Source organism: Streptomyces cellostaticus (genome assembly GCF_001513965.1).
Lineage (GTDB): Bacteria > Actinomycetota > Actinomycetes > Streptomycetales > Streptomycetaceae > Streptomyces > Streptomyces cellostaticus.
In genome coordinates this window covers 52,724-65,006 of the sequence record NZ_KQ948020.1, presented here as the reverse complement: position 1 = coordinate 65,006, position 12,283 = coordinate 52,724, and the positions used below count along the sequence as shown (strand labels likewise).

Here is a 12,283-nt window from a genome sequence, read left to right as displayed (position 1 = left end):
CGTGCCGGGCATGCGCAAGGGTTGGGTGATCGCCGTGGCCGCGATGGCCGCCGTATCGGGGTGCGGGGACGGGGGCGGCTCGACCTCGGCCCCCTCCCCCACCGCCTCCCACCGGCTCACGGTGACGAGCCCCGCGTACGCCGACGCCGGCACGATCCCGCGGCGCTACACCTGCGAGGGCGAGAACGTCTCACCCCCGCTCGCCCTCGCCGGCGTACCCGCGCACACCGCCTCCCTGGCCCTCCTGCTCCAGGACCCCGACGCCCCGCGTGGCACCTTCACCCACTGGCTGGCGTGGGACATCGACCCGCACACCGCGCACCTCACCGCAGGCGAACACCCGACGGGGGCGGCCGAGGGCCGCAACGGCTTCGGCAGGACGGGCTACGGCGGCCCCTGCCCGCCCCGCGGCGACCGCCCGCACCCCTACGTCCTCACGGTCTACGCCACCGACCGCCGCCCGGACCTCGCCGCCACCGCCACCCCTGACGACCTGCTGCAGGCCCTGTCCGGCCACACCCTGGCGACGGGCACCCTGACCGGCTGGTACGGGCGGTAGCCGCCCGCCGCCCACCGCGCGGGTGACGGCACCTCCACGCTTGGGTGCATAGCACCGCAGAGCAGATCAATAAGTACTATTTTCATATTGTGATCTCAGTAGCACGCAGTGTCACCGCCGCCTGCGCCCTGGGCGCGGCCCTCGCCGCCTGCGGTACCGCGGGCACCCCCGGCGCCAAGCCCGCTGGCTCCGCCTCCCCGTCCGCCACGCGTCCACCCGTGCTCGCCCCGGGCCCGGGCCGCCTGACCCCGGTGTTCGAGCACGGTCCGCGCACGCTCGGCAAGACCGTCGCGCTGACCTTCGACGCCGACATGACCGCCGACCAGGGGCCCCGCGCCGCCGCCGGCGAGCACTTCGACAACCCGGACCTCATCGGCACGTTGCGCACGCTGAAGGTCCCGGCGACCATCTTCATGACCGGCCGGTGGGCCGAGCAATACCCCGCCCAGGCCCGCTCACTCGGCCACGATCCGCAGTTCGAGGTCGCCAACCACTCCTACAGCCACTACGCGTTCACCGACGACTGCTACGGCCTGCCGACCGTCGCCGAGGACCGGATGAAGACGGACGTCGAGCGGGCGTACGCCGCCCTCCGCAAGGCGGGCGTGCCCCACGCACTGCCGTACTTCCGCTTCCCCGGCGGCTGTTACGACCGCCAGGCGCTGCGCGCGCTCAGCGGGATCGGGGTCACCGCGGTGCAGTGGGACGTGGTGAGCGGTGACGCGTTCGCCACCGACGCCGACGCGGTCGCCCAGCAGGTGCTGGACGGTGTGAAGCCCGGCTCGGTGGTCGTCATGCACTGCACCCGCAGCGCCGCCCCGACGACCGAACAGGTCGTCCGCACGGTCGTGCCCGAACTGCGCAAGCAGGGCTACCGGTTCGTGAAGGTCTCCGAGCTGATCGGCGAGACGAACGGCCGGCCGAGCGGGGGCCGGCAGGAGGCACCGCGCACCGCCCGCTCAGGGTGACCGGCGGGAGGTGAGCGCGCAGGCCGCCGCGAACGCCCCGGCGGTGACGAGGGCCGCCCCGGCCAGCGGCAGCAGCGGCACCGGGACCCGGCCGGACTGCGAACCGGTCACCAGGCCGCCCACCGCGGCCTGGGCCGGAGACCCCGCGAGCACCGCCGACAGCAGCGCGGCCAGCAGCATCGCCGGCACCGCGCGGCCGGGGGAGCGCAGCAGCGGCCGGTTGGTGAGCGCGCCGACGGCACTGCCCAGCAGGGCGCAGACGAGGGCGGCCAGGAGTCCGGCCGCACCGGCCCTGAGCGGCGGGACGTGGACCCGGTGGCCGTTGCTCACCGGGTCGCTGACCAGCGTCACGACCAGGGTCGTCACGACCCCGAGCAGCGCCGAGGCGAGCAGCGCGGTCAGCAGGCAGGCCAGGTGGGCGCGGGCGGGGCCGCGCGCCGCGGCGACGCAGGCACGGGCGGCGTCCGGCTCGTTCGTGACGCAGATCCGCACCAGCCAGGCGGCCACCGGCAGCAGACCGGCGGCCGCGTAGCCGAGCGAGTCGAGCACCGGCTGGCCGCTCTGTACGCCGATGGCGAGGAAGGCGGCGTAGAGGATCACCGGCGGCAGCCAGCGCTGGGAGCGCAGCAGCAGGTCGGCCTGGTAGCGCAGGAGAGCGGTCATGGGCGGCTTCCGGGGTCGGGTGGGGTGGTGCCGTCCGCTCCGACGCTCACCACGTGCCAGGGCGGGCGGGCCGTCAGCAGGACGCGCAGCAGGACGTCCGAGTGGGAGGCGGGGACGGTGAGGCGGTGGGTGCCGGGGACGGTCTCCGCCGCCGCGGCAACGGTCCGCAGCGCGTCGGGCGGCAGTTGCCGGCCCGGCGGGCCCTGCACGACGACGAGGGTGACCGGCCCGGTGCCGACGTCCGGTGAACTCACGCTGTCCGTACGGCGTTTGAGGCCTCCCTCGACGACGGTGTAGGTCGCGTCGGGCACCCCGGCCAGGCGGCGCGGGTCGTGGTCCACGAAGACGACGGCGCCCCCGGCGGCGGTCCGTTCGGCCACCGCCCGCTCCAGTTCGGCGCGCGCGGCCGCGTCCAGCCCGGTCCATGCCTCGTCCAGCACCAGCAGCTCCGGTTCGGCGAGCAGGGCCTGGGCCACCGCGACCTTCTGGCTGCTGCCCTTGGACAGCCGCGCCATCGGCGTATCGGCGTAGGCGGCGGCACCGAAGCGCTCCAGCCAGCTGCCTGCGGCGCGTTGCGCGGTCCCGCGGCTCAGGCCGTGCACCGTGCCGAGGTGGGTGAGATAGCCGAGGACGGTGAAGGGCAGCGCCGACGGGAACCGCTCCGGGACGAACGCCGTGTGCGGGCGGCCGGTGATGCGGCCTTCGGTCGGGGAGTCGAGGCGGGCGAGGAGGCGCAGGAGGGTGGACTTCCCGGTGCCGTTGGCTCCTTCGATGCGGGTGAGGGTGCCGGGCGCCACCGCTAAGTCGACGCCGCGCAGTACCCAGGGGCCGCGGATGCCGTAGCGGCGGCCTACGGCGGTCAGTCGCAGGTCACGTTGCATGGGGTGATTTTGTCCGGTCTCGCGGTAGGGGGTGATCTTGAGTCCGGTGTGCGAGACGTCGGTGGCCGGTGGCTCAGTTCCCGGCGCCCCGTAGGGTTGGCCGTTGTGAGCCATGTTCCTGCGCCCCCGAGTGACAGCCCCTTCCAGGCTGAGCGGAATCCTCGTGACGAGGCGCCCCAGTTCGTGTTGCCCCTCGTCGTCCGGATCGAGCGGAGTGCTCCTCCTGCCCGTACCGACGCGCTGGAGACGGCTGCCCGGGCCGTGCTGCTCCTGCTCGGTGATGAGCGGGCCGTCGGGGACGGGGAGTGGGCCGCGGCCGTGCGGGACTGGGAGGACGCGCGGATCCGGAAGGTCGTGCGGCGGGCCCGGGGTGCCGAGTGGCGGCGGGCCGAGGCGCTGCCCGGGATCACGGTGACCGGGAAGTTTGCGGAGGTACGGGTGTTCCCGCCGGTTCCGCTGGACGGCTGGCCCAAGGAGCTGGCCAAGCTCCAGGTGTCGGGAACGGACCTGGACGATCCGGAGCCGCCCGTCGGGGCCGACCGCGGGCAGCCGGTGCTGTGGCTGAACCCGGAGCTGGAGATGTCGGCCGGCAAGGCGATGGCCCAGGCGGGGCACGGCGCCCAGCTGGCCTGGTGGGCGTTGTCCGACGAGGCGCGGACCGCGTGGGCGCAGGCCGGGTTCCCGTTGGCCGTGCGCACCGCCGGTCCGGGCCGGTGGCGCGAGCTGACCGGTAGCGGGCTGCCGTTGGTGCGGGACGCGGGGTTCACGGAGATCGCACCGGGCTCCTGCACGGTGGTCGCCGACCATCCCGCGCTGCGCTAGGGGGCAGTGGGTGCTGCGCACCACCGTGGACATCGCCTCGGTCGAGGACGCGCAGGAGCGGCCGGTACGGCGGTGACGGCGCTGCGGTGGGACGCGGAACCTCAAATGTTGCTCTGAAGCCGGGCCGGCGGGGATTCGGATCCGGCCGCCCGGGCCATACCCCCGTCATTCGAACAGGGGGTGGGGCCATGCGGCGACTGGGCACGGGAATCGGCTGGCGGCCGGAGATCGCGGACGCCGTGGAGCGCATGCCGGGCATCGACTGGGTGGAGGTCGTGGCGGAGAACGTCTGCCCCGGCCACCTCCCGGAGTCGCTGCTGCGGCTGCGCGAGCGCGGGGTGACCGTGATCCCGCACGGCGTCTCCCTCGGCCTCGGCGGCGCGGACCGCCCCGACGAGGGCCGGCTCGCGGCGCTCGCCGAGCGGGCGGAGGCGCTCGGGGCGCCGCTGGTCACCGAGCACATCGCGTTCGTACGGGCGGGCGGCGCGCTCACCGCCTCCCCGCACCTGGAGGCCGGCCACCTGCTGCCGGTGCCGCGCACTCGGGACGCCCTCGACGTGCTGTGCGAGAACGTGCGGATCGCCCAGGAGGCGCTGCCGGTGCCGCTGGCGCTGGAGAACATCGCGGCGCTGTTCTCCTGGCCGGGCGAGGAGATGACCGAGGGGCAGTTCCTGGCCGAGCTGGTCGAGCGGACCGGCGTACGGCTGCTCATCGACGTGGCCAACCTGCACACCAACCACGTCAACCGGGGAGAGGACCCGGCCGAGGCGCTGGCCCTGCTGCCGCTGGAGGCCCTCGCCTACGTCCATGTCGCGGGCGGCTTCGAGCGCGACGGCGTCTGGCACGACAGCCACGCGCACCCCGTGCCGCGCCCGGTGCTCGACATCCTGACCGGCCTCGCGTCCCGCACCACGCCGCCCGGAGTGCTGCTGGAGCGCGACGAGAACTTCCCCGAACCGGCCGAGCTGGAGCGGGAGCTGGCGGCGATCCGGGGAGCCGTGGCGGCGGGGCGGGTGACCTGCGCGGGCCGCCCTGCGGCGACGGTCACCGCCGGCACGGGAGGGGGCAACGCCGTCCTGGCCCCGCCCGGGGCCCGGCAGCGGCTCGGTGTCGCCCAGGCCGCGGTGCTGTCCTCGCTGGTGGCCGGGACGCCGGTGCCGGAAGGGTTCGACCGGGCGCGGCTGGGGGTGCAGGCGCGGGCGCTCGCGGCGAAGCGGGCGGATGTGGTGGCGAAGGTGGCGCCCGAACTGCCGGTGCTGCTCGGGGAGGGGTACCGGGGGGCGTTCCTCGAGTACGCGCGGGCACGGCCGATGAGCGGGGGGTACCGCCAGGATGCGCTGGACTTCGCGGGGCAGTTGCTGAAGACCGGGCGGCCGCAGGACGCGAAGGTACGACGGCAGCTACGGGAGTGGTGGCTGGACCGCGCGGGCCCGGCCCCACGCCCCCACGGCCTGACGGCCCGGGCGAGGGTGCTGCTGCGGCGAGGGTGAGAGCACGCCCCGAAGGGGCGCGGGGCCGTGCCGACATGCGGCTCCGCCGCGTGGGCGCGACCAGCCACGACGCAGCCGCAGCCGCAGGACCGCCCGCAGCTCGGCGGCGCTGTGCCGGGCCGCCCCGAACCCCGCAGTAATATGCCAAGCCCGCACCCGCAGCATCCTGGAGTGCGGAGCAGGAGGCACCATGCGACCGCGACCCCCCATCAAGGGCCGAGGCATATTCAGCGGCACCGGGCTCATCATCACGGGCCTGGCGGCAACAGCGGCAGCGCTGCTCTTTCCGATCTGGTCGTACGCCGGCCGGCCGGACGCGACCGACGCGAACGTGCTCAGCGCACAGACCGTGACGACCCCGTACGGCCCTTTGTCCGCGCAGGACCGGGACTTCATCACCAAGGTCCGCCTCGCGGGCCTGTGGGAGCTGCCCGCCGGACAGCTGGCGGAGCGCAAGGGCACCACACAGGCCGTACGCGACGCCGGGCAGCACCTCGTCGACGGGCACACCTCCCTCGACGCGCACGTCCGCACCACGGCCTCCCAGCTCGGTGTGCCCCTGCCCAACGAGCCCAACGAGCAGCAGAAGCAGTGGCTCGCCACCCTGACCGCGGCTCAGGGCCAGGAGTTCGACCGCCGGTTCGCGGGCATCCTCAGGCTCGCGCACGGCCGGGTGTTCTCCCTCGTCGCCCAGGTCCGCGCCGGCACCCAGAACTCGCTCGTCCGCGACCTCGCCGACGACGCCAACGCGACCGTACTGGACCACATCAAGGTCCTGGAGGCGACGGGGTACGTCGACTTCTCCGCGCTGGCCCGTGACCTGGCGGCGTCCTCCTCCCCCGTTCCGACGCCCCCGGCGGCCGACCCCGCCTCCGCGGTTCCGGTCGTGCCCTCGCCGTCGGCGACGTACTCCCTGCCGCCCGCCGCCTCCGGCCCGCCACCGGCGAACAGCCCCTGACCTGCGGGAAAAACGGAACGTCACATACCGGCAACACTCTGTCCGGATAGTGAACAGGGCATGGCAATTCCCGGGGCCCGTGACATAGAAACGCCTCATGTTCTGGGTCCTTCTCCTCCTCCTGGCCTGGGCCTTCGCGGGCACGGCCTGCACCCGGCTGTGCCTGGCCGCCGTACGCGCGGCGGCCGGGGACACGGGGGTCACGACGGCGCATCGCGGGCACGATCTGACGCTGTACGAGGCGGCGTTCCTGTCCGGCGGACCGGCGCGGGTCGCCGATGTGACCATGGTCTCCATGGCCCGCCAGCGTCGGCTGCTGCTCGCGCACACCGGGTGGGCGACGGTGGTGGACCCGCGGGGCCGCGACGAGATGGAGCAGTCCGTCATAGGGGCGATCGGGCCCGAGGGGCAGTCCCGGATCGCTCCCGTGCGGGCCGCCGCGGCCGGGGCCGAGGCCGTACGGCGGCTCGCCGACGGGCTGGTGCACGCGGGGCTCGCGGTGCCCGACGGTGCGCGCACGACGGTGGCGGCCGGGATCCGCCAGGTGCGGGCCGCCGCGCTGGTCGTGCTCGCGCTGGGCCTGACCGCGCTGCTGATGCCCGCCCAGACCGGTACGTCGCGTCTCCTCGTCGCCCTGTGGTTCGCCCTCCCTCTCACGCTCGCCCTGAGCTGCCTGGCCATCTCCCGGGTCGAGGCGCATCCGTACTCGCGCTGGGCCTCCCCGGCCGGGCAGCGACTGCTCGGGGCACTCGGCACCCGTCGGCAGGCCGGGGACGGCGGCGACGAGCGGTCCTTCCTCACCTCCGTCGCCGTACGCGGCATCCGCGCGATCGGCGAGCCGGAGCTGCGCGCCGCCTTCACCCACCGCGACCAGCCCTGGCGGGAGTGAAGCCGGCTCCGGGGGCGCATAAGGGGCATTGACGGCGACACCGGCGGGGCGGTGCTTGCCTTCACCGTCGACCGGCCGAAACATCCCTTGTGTTGTAGCCGGGCCGTGGCAGCCGTGCCATCGCCGCCGTGCACCGAAGGGATACGCGATGAGAGCTGCCGCCCTGTACTCGGCCGCCGGATCCTTGCTCCTGACTTCCCTGGCCGCGGCCCCGGCGGGCGGCGCGCCCGATGTGCCGGGCACGGCCGAGCTGCGCGGGACCGCGGTGGCCGCCGCCCGCGCCCGCGCGGCCGGCATCGACTTCGGCAAGTGCTCCGCCGGGCAGGACGCGGCGGGCAGCATGCGGTGCGGCACGGTGAGCGTCCCGCTGGACTACGCCCACCCCCATGGCGAGCAGATCAAGCTGACGGTCAGCCGGGTGCCGGCCACTCACAAGGACCCGCGCAACAGCAAGCGGAAGGTGCCCCGGCAGGGCGCCCTCGTCTACAACCCGGGCGGCCCGGGCGCGTCCGGCATGAACTTCCCACTGGTCGGCGCGCTGCCCGAGTGGAAGCAGATCGCCGCCGCCTACGACCTGGTCGGCTACGCCCCACGGGGGGTGGAGCGCTCGGCACCGTTGTCGTGCTTGGACCCCAAGCACTTCTTCGAAGCGCCCACCCAGTCGCCGGCGCACCCCTCGGAGCGGTACAAGCAGCAGCACATCGCCCGGGCCAAGGCGTACGCGCACGGCTGCGCCGAACGCTCCGGGAGCAAGCTGCGGTTCTACAACTCGCTCAACAACGCCCGCGACCTGGACGTCCTGCGGGCGGCGCTGGGCGAGAACCGGCTGACCTTCATGGGAGCGTCGTACGGCACCTACTTCGGCGCGGTGTACGCGACGCTGTTCCCCTCCCACGTGCGGCGGATGGTGCTGGACTCGGCGGTGGACCCGTCCCCGGAGAAGGTCTGGTACCGCAACAACCTCGACCAGTCGGCCGCGTTCGAGGACCGCTGGGCGGACTTCCGCGAGTGGATCGCCCGGCACGACGACGTGTACCGGCTCGGCGACACGGCGGCGAAGGTGCAGCGCAGCTACGACACCGCGCGAGACCGGCTGGCCACGAAGGCCGCGGGCGCGAAGGTCGGGCCGGGGCAGCTGCAGAGCGCGTTCCTCAGCGCCGGGTATTACGACGACTTCTGGCCGAGCCGGGCACAAGCGCTGTCGGCCTATCTGAAGGGCGACGCGAAGCCGCTGCTCAAGCTGGCCACGCCGAGCCCGGAGACGGCCGCCGACGCGGAGAACAGCGGCGCGGTCTACACGGCCGTCGAGTGCAACGACGCGGCCTGGCCGACGGACTGGAAGGTGTGGGACCGCGACAACACGCGGCTGGCGCGCGTGGCGCCGTTCGAGACCTGGGACAACGCGTGGATGAACCTGCCGTGCGCCTACTGGCCGGCGCCCCGGCAGCAGCCGCTGGACGTGCGGACCGGTCCCGGTGAGCTGCCCCAGGTGCTGATCCTGGCGGCCGAGCGGGACGCGGCAACCCCGTACGCGGGCGCGCTGGAGATGCAGCGGCGGCTGTCCGGCTCGGCGCTGGTGACCGAGCGGGACGCGGGCACGCACGGGATCGGGGGCGGCGCCAACACGTGCGTGAACGGGCACCTGGACGCCTACCTGCTGGTGGGCCGCCTCCCGGGGCGGCGCGCGTCCTGCGCACCGCACCCGGAGCCGAAGCCCGAGGCCCCGGCCGGCCGTGCCGGCAAGCAGCCCCTGCGGGACTCCCCCAAGGGCAAGACCGCCTAGGCGAGCCCGGCGACCAGCTCGGCGATGTCCTTACGGCGCCCCGTGTAGAAGGGAACCTCTTCGCGGACGTGCATGCGGGCCTCCGAGGCGCGCAGGTGGCGCATGAGGTCGACGATGCGGTACAGCTCGTCGGCCTCGAAGGCGAGGAGCCACTCGTAGTCGCCGAGCGAGAACGAGGCGACCGTGTTGGCGCGCACGTCCGGGTAGCCGCGGGCCATCTTGCCGTGGTCGGCGAGCATCCGGCGGCGGTCCTCGTCGGGCAGCAGGTACCAGTCGTAGGAGCGCACGAACGGGTAGACGCTCACGTAGTTGCGGGGCGTCTCGTCGGCGAGGAACGCCGGGATGTGCGAGCGGTTGAACTCGGCGGGGCGGTGCAGCGCCATGTTCGACCAGACCGGCTCCAGGGCGCGGCCCAGCTTGGTGCGGCGGAAGAGGTTGTACGCCTCCTGGAGCTGGTCGCTGGTCTCGGCGTGCCACCAGATCATGAGGTCGGCGTCGGCACGCAGGCCGGAGACGTCGTAGGTGCCGCGGATCGTCACGTCCTTGGCGGCGAGCTGGTCGAACAGCTCCTGGACCTCGTCGGCGTAACCCGCGCGGTCCTCGGGCAGCACGTCCTTCAGCTTGAAGACCGACCACAGGGTGTAGCGGATGACCTCGTTGAGGTCCTTGGCCAGCTTGCCCTTGTTCGGGATCCTGCCGGACTCGGTGGTGGGGGCGTCGTCACTCATGGTCCCTATTCTCCCGCTCCGCCGTGCAGACTCTGCACCGGGTTGGCCGTCAGCTCCTCGACACCGCCAAGATCGCCGCCCAGCTGGTCCACGGCCGCGTACGCGCTCGCGATGCACGCAGGGATGCCGACGCCGTCGTACTGCGCGCCGCACACCGCGAGGCCGGGCAGCTTGGCGACGTGCTCGCGGATGCGGGCCACGCGCGCGTGGTGGCCCACCGGGTACTGGGGCAGGCCGTCGGTCCAGCGGGTCACCCGGGTCCGGAGCGGTACGGCCTCCAGGCCGGTGGCCTCGCGCAGGTCGTGCCGGGACACCTCGACCAGGTCGGCGTCCTCGCGCCGGAGGATCTCCGTCTCGCGATGGCGTCCCACGGAGGTGCGCAGCACGACCACGTCCGGGTCCTCCTCGGCGATCCAGCCCCATTTCTGGGAGGCGAAGGTCGAGGCCTTGATGGTGTGCCCGTCGACCGGCGGCACGAGGAAGCCGCTGCCCTCGGGAAGGGCGAGGTCGGCACGCCGGTAGGCGAGGGTGATCAGCGCCATGGAGGCGTACTCGACGGCGCCCAGCTCGGCGGCGGCCGCCGGGGACTCGGCGCGCAGCAGAGCGGCGGCGGCCGGGGCGGGTACGGCGACGATCACCGCGTCGGCATGCAGCGCACGCTCCCCCGTGGCGACCTGCCAGCCGCCGGACGCCTCCCGGCGCAGCCCGGTGACCGGCACCCCGGTCAGGATCTCGCCGCCGCGCGCCCGCACCGACGCGGCGACCGCGAGCGGCAGCCGGCCCACACCGCCCTCGATGCCCATGAAGACGGGCCCGGTCTGCTGGTGGGCGGCTGCCGTGGCCTGGATGTCGCGGACGGCCGCAGTGAGGGAGTCGTGGGTGCAGGCCGCCCGGAAGAGCTGCGGGACGGCCGAGCGCATCGAGATGCGGTACGCATCGCCCGCGTACACCCCGCCCAGCAGGGGCTCGACCAGGCGGTCGACGACCTCGCGGCCGAGCCGCGCCGCCACGTACTCCCCGACGGCCACGTCGTCGCCGACCTCCGTGCGGGGCAGGACGGCGTCGCGCTCGATGCGGGCCAGGCCCTCGTCGGACAGGACGCCGGCCAGGGCGGCGGCGGTGCCGGGGACGCCCATCACATGGCCCTTGGGCATCGGGCGCAGGGCGCCGCGGGTCCAGATCGAGGCGGTCGCGGTGGCCGGCGGCTGGAGCTGCTCGGCGAGTCCGGCCTCGCGCGCGAGGGCCACCGCCTCGGGGCGGCGGGCGAGCATCGACTCGGCGCCCAGGTCCACCCTGACACCCGCGATCTCGCCGGGCAGCAGCTTGCCGCCGACCCGGTCGCAAGCCTCGAGGACGGTCACACGCGCCCCCCGCCCGAGCAGCCGGTGGGCGGCGGCCAGCCCGGCGATACCGGCTCCGATGACGACGACATGCCCCGTGCTCGTACCCGTTGCGCTCATGGCCCCACTCTCTCAGACCCCGCTGACACTCCCGCCCCGGACCGGTGTCCGGGACGAGTCCGGACCGTGACCGCATCGGGATCAGGAACGCCAAACGCCCCCGCCCGCCCCGGCGTCGAAGGAGCGTCACAGATCACCGTCCCCGGGGGGTACCGCCCATGCGCACACCACGTTCCGTACGACCCGTCCGGCTGCTGGCCGGCGTCCTGCTCGCCGCCTCCCTCGCGCTCGCGGGGTGCAGCGGCGCGAACGACGCGGGCGGCGGCTCGGCGAAGTCCGCCGCGGGCGCGAAGGCGCAGCAGCCGGGCGCCGCCGGCAGCAAGGCGGACGACGCCAGGTCCGCCCGTAAGGCGCCCAGGCTCACCCCGAGCGCGATCATCCGGACCGCCTCCCTGACCGTCGAGGTCAAGGACGCTGCCAAGGCCCTGGAGGAAGCCCGTACGACCGCCGAGAGCGCGGGCGGCTACGTCGGGAGCGAGAGCACCAGCCGGGACTCCGACGGCCACGAGCGGACCCGGGTCGTGCTGCGCGTGCCCACCGCGAAGTACGACGAGGTCCTCGCCGGCCTCCAGGGCACCGGCAAGCTCGTCGAGCGCACCGCGAAGGCGGTCGACGTCACCGACCAGGTCGTGGACGTGGACAGCAGGATCGCCTCGCAGCGGGCGAGCGTGAACCGGATCCGTGCGCTGATGGACCGGGCGACCAAGCTGAGCGACGTCGTCACCCTGGAGGGGGAGCTGAGCAGCCGCGAGGCCGACCTGGAGTCCCTGCTGGCGCAGCAGGCGTCCCTGAAGGACCGTACGAGCCTCGCGACGATCACCCTGTCACTGTCCGAGAAGCCCGTGCACAAGGCCGCCGGGCACGACACGCCGGGCTTCGTGGACGCACTGTCGGGCGGCTGGCACGTGTTCGTCACGATGCTGCTGTGGGTCGCCCTGGCCCTCGGCGCGATCCTGCCGTTCGCCGCACTCGCAGTACTGCTGGCGCTGCTGTGGCTGCGCGTCGTACGCCCGCGTCTGCCACGCCGCACCGAGCCCGCGCCCGGCTCCCCCGGCGAGCCCGGCCGGGACTGAAATGCCCCG

The 12,283-nt window shown here is 74.2% G+C and carries 12 protein-coding genes; 8 read left to right on the top strand and 4 right to left on the bottom strand.

What is annotated here, in order from left to right:
- Window positions 1-10 precede the first annotated feature (10 nt).
- Both AQI88_RS13655 and AQI88_RS13650 read left to right on the top strand, forming a co-directional pair.
- On the top strand, window positions 11-559 hold the full coding sequence (locus tag AQI88_RS13655) for a YbhB/YbcL family Raf kinase inhibitor-like protein (protein WP_244184125.1): 549 nt from the start codon (window positions 11-13) through the stop codon (window positions 557-559).
- An 89-nt stretch (window positions 560-648) separates the two neighbouring features.
- The gene (locus AQI88_RS13650) at window positions 649-1,527 is read left to right on the top strand and encodes a polysaccharide deacetylase family protein (protein WP_066997359.1); all 879 of its coding nucleotides are present in this window, start codon (window positions 649-651) and stop codon (window positions 1,525-1,527) included.
- Here the strand turns inward: AQI88_RS13650 and AQI88_RS13645 are convergent.
- Together AQI88_RS13645 and AQI88_RS13640 are read right to left on the bottom strand one after the other, a co-directional pair.
- A complete protein-coding gene (locus tag AQI88_RS13645; RefSeq protein ID WP_066997356.1) occupies window positions 1,519-2,190 on the bottom strand; it encodes an ABC transporter in 672 nt (223 codons plus the stop codon). The two genes, AQI88_RS13650 and AQI88_RS13645, sit on opposite strands and share 9 nt — an antisense overlap.
- Window positions 2,187-3,071 carry an ABC transporter ATP-binding protein gene (locus AQI88_RS13640; RefSeq protein ID WP_066997353.1) on the bottom strand — a complete coding sequence of 295 codons (885 nt, stop codon included), beginning with the start codon at window positions 3,069-3,071 and terminating at the stop codon, window positions 2,187-2,189. Before AQI88_RS13640 ends, AQI88_RS13645 begins: the two co-directional genes overlap by 4 nt.
- Before the next feature lie 105 nt (window positions 3,072-3,176).
- On the opposite strand from AQI88_RS13640, the gene AQI88_RS13635 reads away from it, so the two are divergent.
- From AQI88_RS13635 to AQI88_RS13615, 5 genes are all read left to right on the top strand, one after another.
- A complete protein-coding gene (locus AQI88_RS13635) occupies window positions 3,177-3,893 on the top strand; it encodes an aminoacyl-tRNA hydrolase (protein ID WP_066997350.1) in 717 nt (238 codons plus the stop codon).
- A 188-nt stretch (window positions 3,894-4,081) separates the two neighbouring features.
- Entirely contained in the window at window positions 4,082-5,383 is a 1,302-nt protein-coding gene (locus tag AQI88_RS13630; RefSeq protein ID WP_066997346.1) for an MbnB/TglH/ChrH family RiPP precursor modification enzyme, read from the top strand.
- 190 nt (window positions 5,384-5,573) lie between these two features.
- The gene (locus AQI88_RS13625) at window positions 5,574-6,341 is read left to right on the top strand and encodes a DUF4142 domain-containing protein (protein WP_066997343.1); all 768 of its coding nucleotides are present in this window, start codon (window positions 5,574-5,576) and stop codon (window positions 6,339-6,341) included.
- 97 nt (window positions 6,342-6,438) lie between these two features.
- Complete coding sequence (locus AQI88_RS13620; protein ID WP_066997340.1) at window positions 6,439-7,230, top strand: TIGR04222 domain-containing membrane protein; 792 nt, start codon at window positions 6,439-6,441, stop codon at window positions 7,228-7,230.
- Between the two features lie 148 nt (window positions 7,231-7,378).
- Window positions 7,379-9,013, top strand: coding sequence for an alpha/beta hydrolase (locus AQI88_RS13615; RefSeq protein WP_066997337.1), 1,635 nt, complete (start codon window positions 7,379-7,381; stop codon window positions 9,011-9,013).
- Here AQI88_RS13615 and hemQ read toward each other — a convergent pair.
- Window positions 9,010-9,741, bottom strand: a complete 732-nt coding sequence (hemQ, locus tag AQI88_RS13610; protein WP_066997334.1) for a hydrogen peroxide-dependent heme synthase — start codon at window positions 9,739-9,741, stop codon at window positions 9,010-9,012. The two genes, AQI88_RS13615 and hemQ, sit on opposite strands and share 4 nt — an antisense overlap.
- A 5-nt stretch (window positions 9,742-9,746) precedes the next feature.
- Window positions 9,747-11,201 carry a protoporphyrinogen oxidase gene (gene hemG, locus AQI88_RS13605; protein WP_079057551.1) on the bottom strand — a complete coding sequence of 485 codons (1,455 nt, stop codon included), beginning with the start codon at window positions 11,199-11,201 and terminating at the stop codon, window positions 9,747-9,749.
- 158 nt (window positions 11,202-11,359) lie between these two features.
- Here hemG and AQI88_RS13600 point away from each other — a divergent pair, with 158 nt between their 5' ends.
- Window positions 11,360-12,274 carry a DUF4349 domain-containing protein gene (locus AQI88_RS13600; RefSeq protein WP_066997331.1) on the top strand — a complete coding sequence of 305 codons (915 nt, stop codon included), beginning with the start codon at window positions 11,360-11,362 and terminating at the stop codon, window positions 12,272-12,274.
- The last annotated feature ends 9 nt before the right edge of the window (window positions 12,275-12,283 follow it).

Excerpts from the sequence above, each read along its gene's own strand:
- AQI88_RS13615 (WP_066997337.1), top strand. The coding sequence starts at position 7,379 with ATGAGAGCTGCCGCCCTGTACTCGGCCGCCGGATCCTTGCTCCTGACT.
- AQI88_RS13625 (WP_066997343.1), top strand. The coding sequence starts at position 5,574 with ATGCGACCGCGACCCCCCATCAAGGGCCGAGGCATATTCAGCGGCACC.
- AQI88_RS13655 (WP_244184125.1), top strand. The coding sequence starts at position 11 with ATGCGCAAGGGTTGGGTGATCGCCGTGGCCGCGATGGCCGCCGTATCG.
- AQI88_RS13600 (WP_066997331.1), top strand. The coding sequence starts at position 11,360 with ATGCGCACACCACGTTCCGTACGACCCGTCCGGCTGCTGGCCGGCGTC.
- hemQ (WP_066997334.1), bottom strand. The coding sequence starts at position 9,741 with ATGAGTGACGACGCCCCCACCACCGAGTCCGGCAGGATCCCGAACAAG.
- AQI88_RS13620 (WP_066997340.1), top strand. The coding sequence starts at position 6,439 with ATGTTCTGGGTCCTTCTCCTCCTCCTGGCCTGGGCCTTCGCGGGCACG.
- AQI88_RS13645 (WP_066997356.1), bottom strand. The coding sequence starts at position 2,190 with ATGACCGCTCTCCTGCGCTACCAGGCCGACCTGCTGCTGCGCTCCCAG.
- AQI88_RS13640 (WP_066997353.1), bottom strand. The coding sequence starts at position 3,071 with ATGCAACGTGACCTGCGACTGACCGCCGTAGGCCGCCGCTACGGCATC.
- AQI88_RS13630 (WP_066997346.1), top strand. The coding sequence starts at position 4,082 with ATGCGGCGACTGGGCACGGGAATCGGCTGGCGGCCGGAGATCGCGGAC.
- hemG (WP_079057551.1), bottom strand. The coding sequence starts at position 11,201 with ATGAGCGCAACGGGTACGAGCACGGGGCATGTCGTCGTCATCGGAGCC.